General features: G+C 66.9%; 12 protein-coding genes. 8 read left to right on the forward strand and 4 right to left on the reverse strand.

The annotated features are described in order from the left end of the window. Nucleotides 1–182: 182 nt before the first annotated feature. Nucleotides 183–1,259 (reverse strand): AraC family transcriptional regulator, encoded by a 1,077-nt coding sequence (locus AC1PQG_RS11135; protein ID WP_481122631.1) that lies wholly within the window; start codon nt 1,257–1,259, stop codon nt 183–185. A 148-nt stretch (nt 1,260–1,407) separates the two neighbouring features. Here AC1PQG_RS11135 and AC1PQG_RS11140 point away from each other — a divergent pair, with 148 nt between their 5' ends. The 6 genes from AC1PQG_RS11140 to AC1PQG_RS11165 all read left to right on the forward strand — a co-directional run bounded on the left by AC1PQG_RS11140 (nt 1,408) and on the right by AC1PQG_RS11165 (nt 9,787). Continuing rightward, nucleotides 1,408–2,580 (forward strand): isovaleryl-CoA dehydrogenase, encoded by a 1,173-nt coding sequence (locus AC1PQG_RS11140; protein WP_481122632.1) that lies wholly within the window; start codon nt 1,408–1,410, stop codon nt 2,578–2,580. A 14-nt stretch (nt 2,581–2,594) separates the two neighbouring features. After that, entirely contained in the window at nt 2,595–4,202 is a 1,608-nt protein-coding gene (locus AC1PQG_RS11145) for a carboxyl transferase domain-containing protein (protein ID WP_481122633.1), read from the forward strand. 9 nt (nt 4,203–4,211) lie between these two features. Continuing rightward, the gene (locus AC1PQG_RS11150; RefSeq protein WP_481122634.1) at nt 4,212–5,003 is read left to right on the forward strand and encodes an enoyl-CoA hydratase/isomerase family protein; all 792 of its coding nucleotides are present in this window, start codon (nt 4,212–4,214) and stop codon (nt 5,001–5,003) included. Between the two features lie 13 nt (nt 5,004–5,016). Beyond that, the gene (locus AC1PQG_RS11155) at nt 5,017–7,020 is read left to right on the forward strand and encodes an acetyl/propionyl/methylcrotonyl-CoA carboxylase subunit alpha (RefSeq protein WP_481122635.1); all 2,004 of its coding nucleotides are present in this window, start codon (nt 5,017–5,019) and stop codon (nt 7,018–7,020) included. Nucleotides 7,021–7,171: 151 nt separating this feature from the next. Next, nucleotides 7,172–8,860, forward strand: a complete 1,689-nt coding sequence (locus AC1PQG_RS11160) for an AMP-binding protein (protein WP_481122636.1) — start codon at nt 7,172–7,174, stop codon at nt 8,858–8,860. A 15-nt stretch (nt 8,861–8,875) separates the two neighbouring features. After that, nucleotides 8,876–9,787 (forward strand): hydroxymethylglutaryl-CoA lyase, encoded by a 912-nt coding sequence (locus AC1PQG_RS11165; protein WP_481122637.1) that lies wholly within the window; start codon nt 8,876–8,878, stop codon nt 9,785–9,787. Nucleotides 9,788–9,822: 35 nt separating this feature from the next. Here AC1PQG_RS11165 and AC1PQG_RS11170 read toward each other — a convergent pair whose 3' ends face one another. Further along, a complete protein-coding gene (locus AC1PQG_RS11170; RefSeq protein WP_079437020.1) occupies nt 9,823–10,203 on the reverse strand; it encodes a rhodanese-like domain-containing protein in 381 nt (126 codons plus the stop codon). A 134-nt stretch (nt 10,204–10,337) separates the two neighbouring features. Between AC1PQG_RS11170 and AC1PQG_RS11175 the strand changes: the two genes are divergently transcribed. Beyond that, complete coding sequence (locus tag AC1PQG_RS11175; RefSeq protein WP_481122638.1) at nt 10,338–11,645, forward strand: NAD(P)/FAD-dependent oxidoreductase; 1,308 nt, start codon at nt 10,338–10,340, stop codon at nt 11,643–11,645. Here AC1PQG_RS11175 and AC1PQG_RS11180 read toward each other — a convergent pair. Beyond that, on the reverse strand, nt 11,617–12,201 hold the full coding sequence (locus AC1PQG_RS11180) for a hypothetical protein (protein WP_481122639.1): 585 nt from the start codon (nt 12,199–12,201) through the stop codon (nt 11,617–11,619). The two genes, AC1PQG_RS11175 and AC1PQG_RS11180, sit on opposite strands and share 29 nt — an antisense overlap. A 195-nt stretch (nt 12,202–12,396) precedes the next feature. Between AC1PQG_RS11180 and pal the strand changes: the two genes are divergently transcribed. Beyond that, nucleotides 12,397–12,927, forward strand: a complete 531-nt coding sequence (pal, locus tag AC1PQG_RS11185) for a peptidoglycan-associated lipoprotein Pal (protein ID WP_481122640.1) — start codon at nt 12,397–12,399, stop codon at nt 12,925–12,927. A gap of 147 nt (nt 12,928–13,074) precedes the next feature. On the opposite strand, the gene fdhF is transcribed toward pal, so the two are convergent. Beyond that, nucleotides 13,075–15,927 (reverse strand): formate dehydrogenase subunit alpha, encoded by a 2,853-nt coding sequence (fdhF, locus tag AC1PQG_RS11190; protein ID WP_481122641.1) that lies wholly within the window; start codon nt 15,925–15,927, stop codon nt 13,075–13,077. Between the last annotated feature and the right edge of the window lies 1 nt (nt 15,928).

Consider the following 15,928-nt stretch of genomic DNA (forward strand, 5'->3'; position numbering starts at 1 on the left):
CCAAGCTGAACAAGTTCAACTAAAACTTGAGCCCACTTCCCTCCGAGCATCGGAAGTTCCCCTCAGAGGGAAGCCAGTTCAAGTCCACGCTGAGCCAGTTCAACTAAAACTTGAACCCACCTCCCTCAGAGCATCAAAAGTTCACCTCCGAGTTAAGCCAGCTCCCCTCGGAGGGAAGCTCATCAAGCCGAAAGCCCACCCGGCTCAGCTGAACCTTGACCCCGCTCCCCCCGCCCGCGAAACGCCTGCGGTGAAAGCCCCGTCCACCCCCTGAATGCGCGGGAAAAGCTCTTCTCGTTGCTGAACCCCACCAATGCCGAGATCTGCTTGATGGAGCGGGAGCTGCGGTCGAGGAGCTCGATGGCTTGGTCGCGGCGGGTTTCGTCTTTGAGTTGTTGCAGGGAGGCGCCTTCGTCTTGCAGTTGGCGGTGCAGGGTGCGCACGGAGATGTGCAGGTGCCCGGCGACTTGTTCGGCGGTGGCGCTGCGGTTGCCGGCGCTTTGCAGGAACTGGCGGACGCCCTGGACGAGGAGGCGGTCGCGGCGGTATTGCAGCACGGTCAGCGGCAGGGCGCGCTGGAGCATGGCGCGCAGGGCGTGTTCGTCGCGGCGGATGGGCAGATCCAGGTAGCGGGGTTCGAAGCGGATGGCGGCTTGCGGGGCGTCGAAGCGTACCGGGCCGGGGAAGAGGAGTTCGTAGGCGTCGGCGTGGGGCGGGGCGGGGAAGGGGAAGCTGCTTTCCTGCAGCGGGATGCGCGAGTCGATGGCCCAGCAGGCGTAGCCGAGCACGTAGCGCAGCAGGGTGACGAGGCAGAACTCGTGCATGGGGCCGAGGTCGCGCTGGGGCGTGATGCTCAGGCGGGCCGAGGTGGGTGTTATTTCCAGTTCCAGCGCGATGTCGTCGGTGAGCAGGCGGTGGTGGCGGCACCAGCGCTTGAGGGCGACGCCCAGGTCCGGCGAGGTGATCGACGCGCGGCACAGCATGCCGTAGCTGCCCCACGGCAGGCGGCGCAAAAACCAGCCCAGGGCTTCATCGTCGAGTTCCTGCATCGCGTGGCCGGAAATGACCTCCATCTGGGCGGCGGTGACGCGCGCCGTTGGGTCGTCGAGGAGGCGTGGGTCGATCTCGGCGCGGGCCAGCGCATTGGCCGGATCTCGTCCATAACGGTGGTAGGCGAGCACGATGGCGCGGATGAAGGCAATCGGCGTGGCGGCGCGGCCACCGCTGAGGGAAGCGGGCAGGGCGATCTTGGCGGGCATGGCGCGGATTCTCGACGCCGGTGGCACGATTTGCAACCTCGATGGCGCCTGCGGCACCGCGTTCCGGCGTACGCTGGCGAGCATTCGGCATCGGCGCTGCAAGCGCGCGCCGTGCTGCCAGACAACGATCAGTGGAGGAGACCCGCCCATGAACATCCCCAGCCTCAACTTCCATCTCGGCGAAACCATCGAAGCCCTGCGCGACACCGTGCAGGCCTTTGCGGCCAAGGAGATCGCCCCGCGCGCCGCGGACGTGGACCGGGACAACCTCTTTCCGGCCGACCTGTGGAAGAAGCTCGGCGACCTGGGCCTGCACGGCATGACCGCGCCGGAGGAATACGGTGGCACCAACATGGGCTACCTGGCCCACATCATCGCGCTGGAAGAGGTGTCCCGCGCGTCGGCCTCGGTGGGTCTGTCCTACGGCGCGCATTCCAACCTGTGCATCAACCAGATCCGCCGCAACGGCAGCGAAGCACAGAAGCAGAAATACCTGCCCAAGCTGATCTCCGGCGACCACGTGGGCGCACTGGCGATGAGCGAGCCGAACGCCGGCTCCGACGTGGTGAGCATGAAGCTGCGCGCCGACAAGAAGGGCGACCGCTACGTCCTCAACGGTTCCAAGATGTGGATCACCAACGGCGGCGACGCCGACACGCTGGTGGTGTATGCCAAGACCGACATCGAGGCCGGCGCCAGGGGCATGACTGCCTTCATCATCGAGAAGGGCATGCAGGGCTTCAGCCACGGCACCCACCTGGACAAGCTGGGCATGCGCGGCTCCAACACCTTCCCGCTGTTCTTCGACGACGTGGAAGTGCCGGCAGAAAACGTGCTCGGCGGCGTGGGCAACGGCACCAAGGTGCTGATGAGCGGCCTCGACTACGAGCGCGCGGTGCTGTGCGGCGGCCCGCTGGGGATCATGGCGGCTTGTATGGACGAAGTGGTGCCCTATCTGCACGAGCGCAAGCAGTTCGGCCAGAGCATCGGCGAGTTCCAGCTGATGCAGGGCAAGCTGGCCGACATGTACTCCACCTGGATGGCGACCCGCGCCTACGTGTATGCGGTGGGCCAGGCCTGCGACAAGGCCGACCACGCGCGCACGCTGCGCAAGGACGCGGCCGGGGCGATCCTGTACTCGGCAGAGAAGGCCACCTGGATGGCCGGCGAGGCGATCCAGACCCTCGGCGGTGTCGGCTACACCAACGACTACGCCACCGGCCGCCTGTGGCGCGACGCCAAGCTGTACGAGATCGGCGCCGGTACCAGCGAGATCCGCCGCATGCTGATCGGTCGCGAACTGTTCTCCGAAACGGCCTGAGCGGAGCCGCAGCGATGACCGTCATCAAATCCAGCATCAATCCCCGCTCGCCGGAATTCCAGGCCAACGCGGAAGCCATGGGGCGCATCGTCGCCGACTTGCGCGACAAGGCCGGCCAGGTGTCCCTCGGCGGCGGCGAAGCGGCCCGCGCCAAGCATGTGGCCCGCGGCAAGCTGCTGCCCCGCGACCGGGTGGACCACCTCCTCGATCCGGGCACGGCCTTCCTCGAAATCGGCCAGCTGGCCGCCTACGGCATGTACGGCGGCGACGCGCCGTCGGCCGGGGTGATTGCCGGCATCGGCCGGGTCAGCGGCGTGGAGTGCATGATCGTCGCCAACGACGCCACCGTGAAGGGTGGCACCTATTACCCGATGACGGTGAAGAAGCACCTGCGGGCCCAGGAGATCGCCCAGCAGAACAAGCTGCCGTGCCTCTACCTGGTGGATTCCGGCGGCGCCTTCCTGCCCAAGCAGGACGAGGTGTTTCCGGACCGGGACCACTTCGGGCGGATCTTCTTCAACCAGGCCAACATGTCCGCCGAGGGCATTCCGCAGATCGCGGTGGTGATGGGCTCATGCACCGCCGGCGGCGCCTATGTGCCGGCGATGAGCGACGAGACCATCATCGTCAAGAACCAGGGCACCATCTTCCTCGGCGGTCCGCCGCTGGTGAAGGCGGCCACCGGCGAGGTGGTGACGGCCGAGGATCTGGGTGGCGGCGACGTGCATACGCGCATCTCCGGCGTGGCCGACCACCTGGCCGAGAACGACACCCATGCGCTGCACATCGCGCGGCGCATCGTCGGCACGCTGAACCGCACCAAGCCGACCGACCTCAAGCTCGCCGACGCGGAAGAGCCGCTGTACGACCCGGCCGAGATCTACGGAATCATCCCCACCGACACCCGCAAGCCCTACGACGTGCGCGAGGTGATCGCCCGCATCGTCGATGGCTCGCGCTTCGACGAGTTCAAGGCGCGCTACGGCACCACGCTGGTCACCGGCTTCGCGCACCTCTACGGCATGCCGGTGGGTATTGTCGCCAACAACGGCATCCTGTTCGGCGAGTCGGCCCAGAAGGGCGCCCACTTCATCGAGCTGTGCGCCCAGCGCGGCGTGCCGCTGGTCTTCCTGCAGAACATCACCGGCTTCATGGTCGGCCGCAAATACGAAAACGGCGGCATCGCCAAGGACGGCGCCAAGATGGTCACCGCGGTCGCCACGGCGCAGGTGCCCAAGCTGACGGTGCTGATCGGCGGCAGCTTCGGCGCCGGCAACTACGGCATGTGCGGCCGCGCCTACAGCCCGCGCTTCCTGTGGATGTGGCCGAACAGCCGCATCTCGGTGATGGGCGGCGAGCAGGCCGCCAGCGTGCTGTCCACCGTGCGCCGCGAGGGCATCGAGGCCAAGGGCGGCAGCTGGAGCCGCGACGAGGAGGAAGCCTTCAAGTCGCCGATCCGCCAGCAGTATGAGGACCAGGGCCATCCGTACTACGCCACCGCCCGCCTGTGGGACGACGGCGTCGTCGATCCGGCCCAGACCCGCCGCGTGCTCGGCCTGTCCCTGTCGGCCAGCCTCAACGCGCCGATCCAGCCGACCCGCTTCGGCGTGTTCCGGATGTAAGGGGCCGCCATGTACGAGACGCTGGAAATCCTCCGTGACGGCCCCGTCGCGACGATCTGGATGAACCGCCCGGAGGTGCATAACGCCTTCAACGAGCAGCTCATTGCTGAACTCACCGCCGCCTGCCAGGCCCTCGACGCGGACGCCAGCGTGCGCGTGGTGATGCTCGCCGGGCGTGGCAAGAGCTTCTCGGCGGGCGCCGACCTCAACTGGATGAAGCGCGCCGGCGCGGCCACGGTCGACGAGAACCTCGCCGACGCGCGGCGCCTGGCCGGCATGCTGCGGGTGCTTGCCGAGCTGCGCAAACCCACGCTGGCCCGCGTGCATGGCGCGGCCCTCGGCGGCGGCATGGGGCTGGCTGCCGCCTGCGACATCTGCGTGGCTGGCGAGGGGGCGGTGTTCGCCACGTCTGAAGTGAAGTTCGGGATCATCCCGTCGGCCATCAGCCCCTATGTGCTGCGCGCCATCGGTGCGCGCCAGGCTTACCGCTATTTCCAGAGCGCCGAGCGGATCTCCGCGACACGGGCTTATGAACTGGGCCTCGCCCACGAGGCAGTGCCGGCCGATGGGCTGGACGCCAAAGTCGGTGAGATCGTCACCGCGCTGCTGCAGGGCGGGCCGCTGTCCCAGGGCGCCGCCAAGGATCTGATCCGTGCGGTGGCCGACCAGCCCGTCGATGACGCCTTGGTCGAAGACACCGCCCGCCGCATCGCCAGCCTGCGCGCCACGCCGGAAGCCCACGAAGGCCTCGCCGCCTTCCTCGACAAGCGCCCGGCGGCGTGGATCGCGGATAAACAATAAGAAGGGAGACAGCATGTTCAACAAGATCCTCATCGCCAACCGCGGGGAAATCGCCTGTCGCGTCATCAAGACGGCGCGGCGGCTCGGTATCAAGACGGTGGCGGTGTATTCCGAGGCGGATGCCGGCGCGCGCCATGTGCGCCTGGCCGACGAGGCGGTGCTGATCGGGCCGGCGGCTGCGCGGGAGAGCTATCTGGTGATCGAGCGGATCATCGACGCCGCCAAGCAGACCGGCGCCCAGGCGATCCATCCGGGCTATGGTTTCCTGTCGGAGAACGAGGACTTCTGCCATGCCTGCGAGCAGGCCGGCATCGTCTTCATCGGGCCACCGGTGTCGGCGATCCGCGCGATGGGCTCCAAGTCGGAAGCCAAGAAGCTGATGGAAAAGGCCCAGGTGCCGCTGACCCCCGGCTACCACGGCGACAACCAGGAGCCGGGTTTCCTCAATGTGCAGGCGGACGCCATCGGCTACCCGGTGCTGATCAAGGCGGCAGCCGGCGGCGGCGGCAAGGGCATGCGGCTGGTGGAGCGCAGCGAGGACTTCCTCGACGCGCTGGCGTCCTGCAAGCGCGAGGCGGCGTCCAGCTTCGGCAGCGACCATGTGCTGGTCGAGAAATACCTGACCCGGCCGCGCCACATCGAGATCCAGGTTTTCGGGGACACGCTGGGCAACTACGTCTATCTGTTCGAGCGCGACTGCTCCGTGCAGCGCCGCCACCAGAAGGTGCTCGAAGAAGCGCCGGCGCCGGGCATGCCGGCGGAGCGCCGCGCGGCGATGGGCAAGGCTGCCGTCGATGCGGCGCGGGCGGTGGGCTACGTGGGCGCCGGCACGGTGGAATTCATCGCCAACCAGGACGGCACCTTCTACTTCATGGAGATGAACACCCGCCTGCAGGTGGAGCATCCGGTGACCGAGATGATCACCGGCCTGGACCTGATCGAGTGGCAGCTCCGCGTGGCGTCCGGCGAGCCCTTGCCGCTGGCCCAGGAGCAGCTGGCGATCAACGGCCATGCGCTGGAGGCGCGCATCTACGCGGAAGATCCGGCCAAGGGCTTCCTGCCCTCCACCGGCAAGCTGCTGCATCTGGCGCCGCCGGAAGAGGGCATGCATGTGCGCGTGGATACCGGCGTGGAGGAGGGCGACGAGATCTCGCCCTTCTACGATCCGATGATCGCCAAGCTGATCGTCTGGGACGTGAACCGCGACCGGGCGCTGGCGCGCATGCTGCAGGCGCTGGCCGAGTATCGCGTCGTCGGCGTGGCCAACAACATCGAGTTCCTGTCCCGCCTGACGGCCTGCCCGGCCTTCGCCAACGCGGACCTGGACACCGGCCTGATCGAGCGCGAGAAGGACTATCTCTTCCCGGCCCAGCAGCAGCCGACCCGCGAAGCCTGGCTGGCCGTGGCGCTGGCCGAGTTGCTGCGCGAACGCCAGCGTGCTGCGGCGATGGCGGCGCGGCATCCCGAGCCGGCCTCGCCGTGGCACCAGCGCGACGGCTGGCGCATGAACGCCCCGGCGGCCCGCAACCTGATGTTCCGCTTCGGCGACGTGCAGAAGACCCTGCGCGTGGCGGCCCATGGCGAGCGCTTCGACATTACGCAGGACGGCGTGACGAGCACGGTGAGCGGCAGCCTCAACCCGCGCGGCCTGCTGCGGGCCGAATTCGACGGCCTGCGCACCACCGCGACGGTGGTGGTGGCTGGCGAGCGTCGCCACGTCTTCGGGCACGGCCACACCTGGCAGTTTGCCGCGGTGGACCCGCTGCATCACAGCGGCGAAGGCGGCGGTGCCGAAGGCGGCCTGCTGGCGCCGATGCCCGGCAAGGTCATCGCGCTACTGGCCGAGGCCGGCACCACGGTGGCCAAGGGCGCACCGCTGCTGATCCTCGAGGCGATGAAGATGGAGCACACCATCACCGCGCCGTCCGCCGGCCTCGTCAAGGCCTTCCGCTTCGCCGTCGGCGACCAGGTGGGTGACGGCGCCGAGCTGGTGGAGTTTGAGGCGGCTACGGAGTAAGGCAACACGGCGAGGGGCGACATAGATCGCCCCCGCCCGCTGGGCATCATTCCCCCGGGGCGCGTTCCTGCGCCCCCGACAGATCCAATCCGCCAGCCCGCGCAGACGGGAGCGGAACGCAGCAATCCACAACCAAGATGTGAGGAGACCCATGAACGCGCTGAGCTACGTCCACGGAGCATCGAACAAAGCCCTGATCGGCCAGACGATTGGCCACCATTTCGACCTGGCCTGCGCCCTGCACGCGGAGCGGGAGGCACTGGTGGTACGCCACCAGAACGTACGCCTCAGTTATGCGGAGCTGCGCCTGAAGGTCGATGCGCTGGCCTGCGGCCTGCATCGCCTGGGCCTGCAACCTGGGGAGCGGATCGGTATCTGGTCCCAGAACCGGCTGGAATGGACGCTGACCCAGTTCGCCACTGCCAAGGCCGGCCTGGTGCTGGTGAACATCAACCCGGCCTACCGGCGCAGCGAGTTGGAGTACGCGCTGAACAAGGTCGGCTGCCGGGCGCTGATCCTGTCGCCGTCCTTCAAGAGCAGCAGCTACCTGGAAATGCTGGCCGATCTGGCGCCGGAGCTGGGCCATTGCGAACCTGGCCTGCTGCGCGCCCACAAGCTGCCGAGCCTGGAGATCGTCGTCCGCCTGGGCGCCGAGCACACGCCGGGCATGCTCAACTTCGACAGCCTGTGCGCGACGCCGAGCCGCGACGAACTGGCGGAACTGGAAGAACTGGGCGAGCGCCTGCAGTTCGACGATCCGATCAACATCCAGTTCACGTCGGGGACGACCGGCAATCCCAAGGGCGCCACGCTGTCCCATCACAACATCCTCAACAACGGCTATTTCGTCGGCGAGGCGATCCGCCTGGTGCCGGGCGACCGGGTGTGTATCCCGGTGCCGCTGTACCACTGCTTCGGCATGGTGATGGGCAACCTGGGCTGCCTGACCCACGGCGCGACGATGGTCTATCCGGCCGAGGCTTTCGAGCCGCTGGCGGTGCTGCAGGCGGTGGCGGAAGAGAAATGCACCGCCAGCTACGGCGTGCCGACGATGTTCATCGCCCAGCTCGACCACCCGGAGTTCGCGCGCTTCGACCTGTCCAGCCTGCGCACCGGCATCATGGCCGGCAGCCCGTGCCCGATCGAGGTGATGAAGCGGGTCATCGAGCGCATGAACATGAGCCAGGTGACTATCGCCTACGGCATGACCGAGACCTCGCCGGTCAGCTTCCAGAGCGCCACCGACGACAGCATCGAGCGGCGCGTTTCTACGGTGGGCCGCGTACAGCCTCATTGCGAGGTGAAGATCGTCGACAGCGACGGCCGCATCGTGCCCAGCGGCACGCCGGGCGAGCTGTGCACCCGCGGCTATTCGGTGATGCTCGGTTACTGGGGCGACGACGCGAAGACCGCCGAAGCCATCGACACGGCCGGCTGGATGCACACCGGCGACATCGCGACGCTGGACGACGAGGGCTTCTGCAACATCGTCGGCCGCAGCAAGGACATGGTGATCCGCGGCGGCGAGAACATCTACCCGCGGGAGATCGAGGAGTTTCTGTACCGCCACCCGAAGGTGCTGGATGTGCAGGTGGTCGGCGTGCCGGACAAGAAGTACGGCGAGGAGCTGTGCGCGTGGATCATCGTGCGGGAAGGGGAGCGCCTGACGGAAGAGGACGTGCGCGCCTTCTGTCAGGGGCAGATCGCTCATTACAAGATCCCGCGCTATATCTGCTTCGTGGACAGTTTTCCGATGACGGTGACCGGAAAGATCCAGAAATTCCAGATCCGCGAGAAAATGAAGCAGACCCTCGGCCTCGATGAGGCCGCGACAGCCTGAAGAAGAAAGGAAGCCATGAACCTGCCCCAGCGCGTACGCATCGTCGAAGTCGGCCCCCGCGACGGCCTGCAGAACGAGAAGAAGCTCGTCAGTACCGACACCAAGGTCGAGCTGATCGCTCGCCTTGGCGCCGCCGGACTGAAGGCCATCGAGGCGACGGCCTTCGTGTCGCCCAAGTGGGTGCCGCAGATGGGCGACAACGCCGAGGTGATGGCGCGCATCGTGCGCCTGCCTGGCGTCGATTACCCGGTGCTGACGCCCAACCTGAAGGGTTTCGAGGCGGCGCTGGTGGCGGGGGTGAAGGAGGTCGCGGTGTTCGCCGCGGCGTCGGAGTCCTTCAGCCGCAAGAACATCAACTGCTCGGTGGACGAGTCGCTGGAGCGCTTCGTGCCGGTGCTGGAAGAAGCCCGCGCCGCCGAGGTTCGGGTGCGCGGCTACGTGTCCTGCGTGCTGGGCTGCCCCTACGAGGGCGAGGTGGCGCCGGAGGCGGTGGCCGACGTGGCGGTGCGGCTCTATGAAATGGGCTGCTACGAGGTCAGCCTCGGCGACACCATCGGCACCGGTACGCCGGGCAAGACGCGCCGCATGCTTGACGCGGTGGCCCGCCGGGTGCCGATGGACAAGCTCGCCGGCCACTACCACGACACCTACGGGCAGGCGCTGGCCAACATCTACGCGTCGCTGGAAGCGGGCGTGGCGACCTTCGACACCTCGATTGCCGGCCTCGGCGGCTGTCCGTACGCAGTGGGCGCGTCCGGCAACGTGGCGACCGAGGACGTGGTGTACATGCTCGACGGCCTCGGTATCGAGACCGGCATCCAGCTCGATGCGCTGGTGGACACCGCCTGGTGGATCTGCAGCGAAATCGGCCGGGCCTGCGGCTCAAAGGTGTCATTGGCCCGGCGCGGCTGCGCGGCGGCTGCCTGATGGAAGTGGCCCGGACAGCCGGGCCACTGCGTCGCCTATTCGAAATCCGGCAATTGGGGCCGCGCCACCGGGTGGCCGGCGGCGGCCCAGGAATCGAAGCCCCCGGCGAGCGATTCGACCTTCAGGTAGCCCATGTCGAGCAGCGTGGCGGCGGCCAACGCGGCGCGTCCGCCGGTCTTGCAGTACAGCATGATCTGCAGGTCGCGGGCGGTGAGCTCCGGCGCTGCGCTCATGCGGAATTCCAGCATGCCGCGCGGGATGTTGATGGCGCCGGGAATGTGCCCGCCGGCGTATTCGTCGGGCTCGCGCACATCCAGCAGGATGTTGGCGTCGCGGATGGCCGCGTCGGCCTTGCTCATCTCGATTTCCGTGATCCGCTGCTTGGCGGCAGCAACCAGGTCGTGGGCTGATTTCATGGTTTCCTCGCAAAGGCTTGCGTGACTGACGTTCGCGCCTGAAGTGCGTGAACGTGGTTTTCGCTTTTGGTTTGGGTTTAATATTAGAAAATACTAATATTTTAATTGTAACCCATCCCACGAGGAGGAGACACATGGCCAGGATCGTTGTCGTCGGTGCGGGCATCGGTGGAGTACCCGCGGCTTATGAACTGAAAGCCCGGCTGGGCAAGGGGCATGAAGTCACGCTCGTCAATGCGAGCGACTACTTCCAGTTCGTTCCCTCCAACCCGTGGGTCGCGGTGGGCACACGCACGCGGGACGCGATCACCGTGCCGCTGCGTCCCCATCTCGAGAAGAAGGGGGTTGCTTTCGTGGCGCAAGCCGCCGCCACCGTGTTGCCCGCGCAAAATACACTGCAACTCGTCGATGGCAGCACGCTCGAATACGACTACCTCGTGCTGACGACCGGCCCCAGGCTGGCCTTCGAGGAGGTGCCTGGTGCCGGGCCGGTCGACGGACACACCCACTCGATCTGTACGACCGACCACGCCGAGCGGGCCCACGTGGCCTACCAGGACTTCCTGCACAACCCCGGCCCGGTGATCGTCGGTGCGATGCCTGGCGCCAGCTGCTTCGGGCCGGCCTACGAGTTCGCCTTCATCCTCGACGCCGACCTGCGCCGCCGCAAGCTGCGCCACAAGGTGCCGATCACCTTCGTGACCAGCGAGCCCTACATCGGTCACCTGGGCCTGGGCGGCGTCGGCGATTCCAAGTCCATGCTGGAAAGCGAGTTCCGTAACCATGACATCAAGTGGGTGACGAACGCGAAGACGAGCCGCGTGGAGCCGGGCCTGTTGCATACGACGGAGCTCGACGGTCTGGGCAACCCGCTGCGGGATCATGAGCTGCCGTTCCGCTACGCGATGATGTTGCCGGCCTTCAAGGGCGTGGATGCGGTGGCCGGCGTGGAAGGGCTGTGCAATCCGCGGGGCTTCGTGTTGATCGACGAGCATCAGCGCAGCCGCGCGTACCGCAACATCTTCGCGGCGGGCGTGTGCGTGGCCATTCCGCCGGTGGAGGTGACCCCAGTGGCAACCGGTGCGCCGAAGACCGGCTACATGATCGAGACGATGGTCACGGCGATCGTGGACAACATCGCCGCCGATCTGGAAGGGAAGGAAGCGACCGCCAAGGGTACGTGGAACGCGATCTGCCTTGCGGACATGGGCGACAGCGGTGCGGCCTTCGTCGCCTTGCCGCAGCTGCCGCCGCGCAACGTCAACTGGTTCCGCAAGGGCAAGTGGGTCCATCTGGCCAAGGTCGCCTTCGAGAAGTACTTCCTGCACAAGGTGAAGGCCGGTACGTCCGAGCCGATCTACGAGAAGTACATCCTCAAGGCGCTGGGCATCCTGCGGCTGGAAGGCAAACCGCTCAACGGGGAGAAATCCGAAGTTCGATGATGCGCCCGGTCCGTGTCAGACCAGCGAGAAAGTCCGGGCCGGTGAAGGTCTGATGGTCCTTGACCAGGGCGCGGATCTGACGGACGGGAAAACCTTCATTGGCCAGTACGCTTCGCAGGCGGCGAACCCGCAGCCCAAGTGTGACGGGGTTGTAGCGGACGGCCGGAAATTCGCCGAAGCCGGCGATCCGGATCTGGGCCGCCGGTATGGTCTGCAGCAGGCTGACGGTCTCCACCAGCAGGGCCGTGAATTCCGGCGAGAGCTCCCGTCCATCGTCGAGGAAGGTGCTCCGGGTGTCCAGGAACAAGTCGATGCTGTCGGGACTCTCGCTGGTACGGAATGGAATGTTCAGGACGCGCGCACGCTCTCCGAGCGTAGCCACGATGTTCGACCAACCGGAATGCCGTGACTGCGGATGAGGCTTGTCGGTGCTTTCCGGCGGCACGGGTACGACATCGTCTGGCGTTGCAGCAATGGCCTGGCAGCCGATCAGGCTGGCGGTAGCGAGAAGGGACAACAACCGTAGACGCAGAACGGACGAGACTGTCAGGCTCATGAAGGAATTGTCGGGCGACCATGGACGGGGCGCCGATGTTGCCGCATCTGTTGAATATGGTCCATATCGTGCGTAAAAACATCACTTTTGCTGCAGCTGATCCCTATAAGTGGGCGCCCCAACTTGCGCAAGCATCGCGGCCTCACTATATTCAGCGACCTTGAAACCCACCCACCCCAGAGGAGCCTGTAGTTCATGAAAAAGTCCGCCCTGTTGACCGTACTGGCCGCCGCCGTGCTGGCCGCCTGCTCGTCGAACGCGCCGAAGACCGCCGCTACCACCGAGCAACCGGTGGCTGAGGCGTCCAAGGCTGTTCCGGCTCCGGCCCCCGCGCAAGGTCTGTCCGCCGCTGAACTCGAAGCCCGCAAGATTGCTGAAGAGCGCGCTGCGCTGGGCAAGCAGAGCGTTTATTTTGCTTTCGACAAGTTCAACATCGAAGCCAAGTACGCCGACGTGCTGAAGAACCAGGCCGCCTTCACCAATGCCCACGCCAACGACGCGATCAGCATCGAAGGCAACGCCGACGAACGCGGCAGCCGCGAGTACAACCTGGCCCTGGGCCAGAAGCGTGCCGAAGCCGTGCGCAAGGCGCTGGTCACGATGGGTGTCTCCGACGCCCGCCTGGAGGCCGTCAGCTTCGGTTCCGAGAAGCCCCGCGCCGACTGTCACGAAGAGAAGTGCTACGCCGAGAACCGTCGCGTGGACTTCAACCACAAGGACAAGTAATCCGCGTCCTGCCGCTTCAGTCCTGAACTGAACCGGCCGGACCTCGCGTTCCGGCCGGTGGCGTGGCGAGGCCCGCAGAACCCTTCCGAAAGGAGGGCGTCTGCGGGCCTCGTGGTTTTTAAGGCCGGCGATGCGTTGCTGCGTGCGTCAGCCGGTCGTGGAGGTGGCGCGGCGCAGCAGTTCGAGCTGCTCGTCGCGGCGGCGGGCGAAGCGCTGCTGCCACTCGGAAGGCTGCGCGCACAGGCTGACCTGCACGGCGGTGACCTTGTACTCCGGGCAGTTGGTGGCCCAGTCCGAGTTGTCGGTGGTGATCACGTTGGCGCCGGACTCTGGGAAGTGGAAGGTGGTGTAGACCACGCCTGGCTGCATGCGCTCGGTAATGGTGGCACGCAGCACCGTCTCGCCGGCCCGGCTGGCGATGCCGACCCAGTCGCCATCCCGGATGCCCCGGTCTTCCGCGTCCACCGGATGGATCTCCAGCCGGTCCTCGTCGTGCCAGGCCACGTTGGCGGTGCGCCGGGTCTGGGCGCCGACGTTGTACTGGCTGAGGATGCGGCCGGTGGTGAGGATCAGCGGGAAGCGCCGAGTGACCTTCTCGGTGGTCGGCACGAAGGCGGTCAGCATGAAGCGCCCCTTGCCGCGGATGAAACCGCCCACGTGCATCGTCGGCGTGCCGTCAGGCGCAGCCTCGTTGCACGGCCACTGGATGCTGCCCTTGCGTTCCAGCAGGTCGTAGCTGACGCCGTGGAAGCTGGGCGTCAGGCGGGCGATCTCGTCCATGATCTCGGACGGGTGGGCGTAGTGCATCGGGTAGCCCAGTGCCGCGGCGAGCGCCAGCGTGGCCTCCCAGTCCGCCTTGCCGGCCAGCGGCGGCATCACCTTGCGCACGCGGGAGATGCGCCGCTCGGCATTGGTGAAGGTACCGTCCTTTTCGAGGAAGCTGGAGCCGGGCAGGAAGACGTGGGCCCACTTGGCGGTTTCGTTGAGGAACAGGTCCTGCACCACCACGCACTCCATCTGCGCCATGGCGGCTTCCACGTGCTGGGTGTTGGGGTCGGACTGCACGATGTCCTCGCCCTGGATGTACATGCCCTTGAAGCTGCCATCCAGCGCCGCGTTGAACATGTTGGGAATGCGCAGGCCCGGTTCCGGATCGATGCTGACCTGCCAGGCGTCCTCGAAGAGGGCGCGGGTGGTGGCATCCGACACGTGGCGGTAGCCGGGCAGCTCATGTGGGAAAGAGCCCATGTCGCAGCTGCCCTGCACGTTGTTCTGGCCGCGCAGCGGATTGACGCCGACGCCGGGCCGGCCGACGTTGCCGGTGGCCATCGCCAGGTTGGCGATACCCATCACGGTCGTCGAGCCCTGGCTGTGTTCGGTGACGCCGAGGCCGTAGTAGATCGCCCCGTTGCCAGCCTGGGCGTACAGGCGGGCGGCGGCGCGGACGTCGGCCGCCGGCACGCCGGTGACGGGCTCCGCCGCTTCGGGGGAGTTCTCCGGCTGGGATACGAACTCGCGCCAGGCCTCGAAGGCTTCCTGTTCGCAGCGCTCGGCCACGTAGGCGTTGTCCACCAGGCCTTCGGTGACGATGGTGTGGGCCAGCGCGTTCACCATCGCCACGTTGGTGCCGGGGCGCAGCTTGAGGTGATGGGCGGCGGCCACGTGGGGCGTGCGCACCAGGTCGATGGCGCGCGGATCGACGACGATCAGCTGGGCGCCCTGGCGGATGCGCTTCTTGAGCAGGGAACCGAATACCGGGTGGCCGTCGGTGGGGTTGGCGCCGATCACCATCACCACGTCGGCCTTCAGCACCGACGCGAAGTCCTGGGTGCCGGCGGATTCGCCCAAGGTCTGCTTGAGGCCGTAACCGGTCGGCGAATGGCAGACGCGGGCGCAGGTGTCCACGTTGTTGTTGCCGAAGGCGGTACGGACCAGCTTCTGGACCAGGTAGGTCTCTTCGTTGGTGCAGCGGCTGGACGTGATGCCGCCCACCGCACCGCGGCCATACTTGGCCTGGATGCGCTTGAACTCGCCGGCGGCGTAGGTCAGCGCCTCGTCCCAGCTGACCTTCTGCCACGGTGCGTCGATGCTGGGCCGGATCATCGGCGTGGTGATGCGGTCGGTGTGGGTCGCGTAGCCCCAGGCGAAGCGGCCCTTCACGCAGGCGTGGCCCTGGTTGGCACCGCCGTCCTTGGCCGGCACCATGCGCACCACCTGATTGCCCTTGACCTCAGCCTTGAAGGCGCAGCCGACGCCGCAATAGGCGCAAGTGGTGGTGACGCTGCGCTCGGCCTGGCCGAGTTCGATCACCGATTTCTCCATCAGCGTGGCGGTCGGGCAGGCATTCACGCAGGCGCCGCAGGACACGCATTCGGAGTCCATGAAGGCTTGGTCCTGGCCCGGCGACACGCGGGAGTCGAAGCCGCGGCCGGAGATGGTCAGCGCGAAGGTCCCCTGGGTTTCCTCGCAGGCCCGCACGCAGCGGTTGCAGACGATGCACTTGGCCGGGTCGTAGCTGAAGTAGGGGTTGGACTCGTCCTTGCAGGGCTCGCTGAAGTGGTTCTCGCCCTTGAAGCCGTAGCGCACCTCGCGCAGGCCGACGACGCCGGCCATGTCCTGCAGCTCGCAGTTGCCGTTGGCGGAGCAGGTCAGGCAGTCCAGAGGGTGGTCGGAGATGTAGAGCTCCATCACGTTGCGGCGCAGCTCGGCAAGCTTGGGCGTCTGGGTGCGGACGACCATGCCCGCTTCGACGGGGGTGGTGCACGAGGCTGGGAAGCCCTTGCGGCCCTCGACCTCCACCAGGCACAGGCGGCAGGAGCCGAAGGGTTCCAGGCTGTCGGTGGCGCACAGCTTGGGGATGGAGCAGCCGGACTGGCCGGCGGCGCGCATGATGCTGGTGCCGGCGGGCACGCAGACCGGCTGGCCGTCGATGAGCAGGCTGACCGGGGTGTCGGATTCGCGGGCTGGCGTGCCGAAGTCGGTTTCGCGGGGCAGGGACATG

The organism is Zoogloea sp. GDB6, assembly GCF_056724105.1.

What these genes read in the sequence shown, in the direction of transcription:
- AC1PQG_RS11135 (WP_481122631.1), bottom strand. Translation starts at nt 1,259, where the DNA reads ATGCCCGCCAAGATCGCCCTGCCCGCTTCCCTCAGCGGTGGCCGCGCC.
- AC1PQG_RS11140 (WP_481122632.1), top strand. Translation starts at nt 1,408, where the DNA reads ATGAACATCCCCAGCCTCAACTTCCATCTCGGCGAAACCATCGAAGCC.
- AC1PQG_RS11145 (WP_481122633.1), top strand. Translation starts at nt 2,595, where the DNA reads ATGACCGTCATCAAATCCAGCATCAATCCCCGCTCGCCGGAATTCCAG.
- AC1PQG_RS11150 (WP_481122634.1), top strand. Translation starts at nt 4,212, where the DNA reads ATGTACGAGACGCTGGAAATCCTCCGTGACGGCCCCGTCGCGACGATC.
- AC1PQG_RS11155 (WP_481122635.1), top strand. Translation starts at nt 5,017, where the DNA reads ATGTTCAACAAGATCCTCATCGCCAACCGCGGGGAAATCGCCTGTCGC.
- AC1PQG_RS11160 (WP_481122636.1), top strand. Translation starts at nt 7,172, where the DNA reads ATGAACGCGCTGAGCTACGTCCACGGAGCATCGAACAAAGCCCTGATC.
- AC1PQG_RS11165 (WP_481122637.1), top strand. Translation starts at nt 8,876, where the DNA reads ATGAACCTGCCCCAGCGCGTACGCATCGTCGAAGTCGGCCCCCGCGAC.
- AC1PQG_RS11170 (WP_079437020.1), bottom strand. Translation starts at nt 10,203, where the DNA reads ATGAAATCAGCCCACGACCTGGTTGCTGCCGCCAAGCAGCGGATCACG.
- AC1PQG_RS11175 (WP_481122638.1), top strand. Translation starts at nt 10,338, where the DNA reads ATGGCCAGGATCGTTGTCGTCGGTGCGGGCATCGGTGGAGTACCCGCG.
- AC1PQG_RS11180 (WP_481122639.1), bottom strand. Translation starts at nt 12,201, where the DNA reads ATGAGCCTGACAGTCTCGTCCGTTCTGCGTCTACGGTTGTTGTCCCTT.
- pal (WP_481122640.1), top strand. Translation starts at nt 12,397, where the DNA reads ATGAAAAAGTCCGCCCTGTTGACCGTACTGGCCGCCGCCGTGCTGGCC.
- fdhF (WP_481122641.1), bottom strand. Translation starts at nt 15,927, where the DNA reads ATGTCCCTGCCCCGCGAAACCGACTTCGGCACGCCAGCCCGCGAATCC.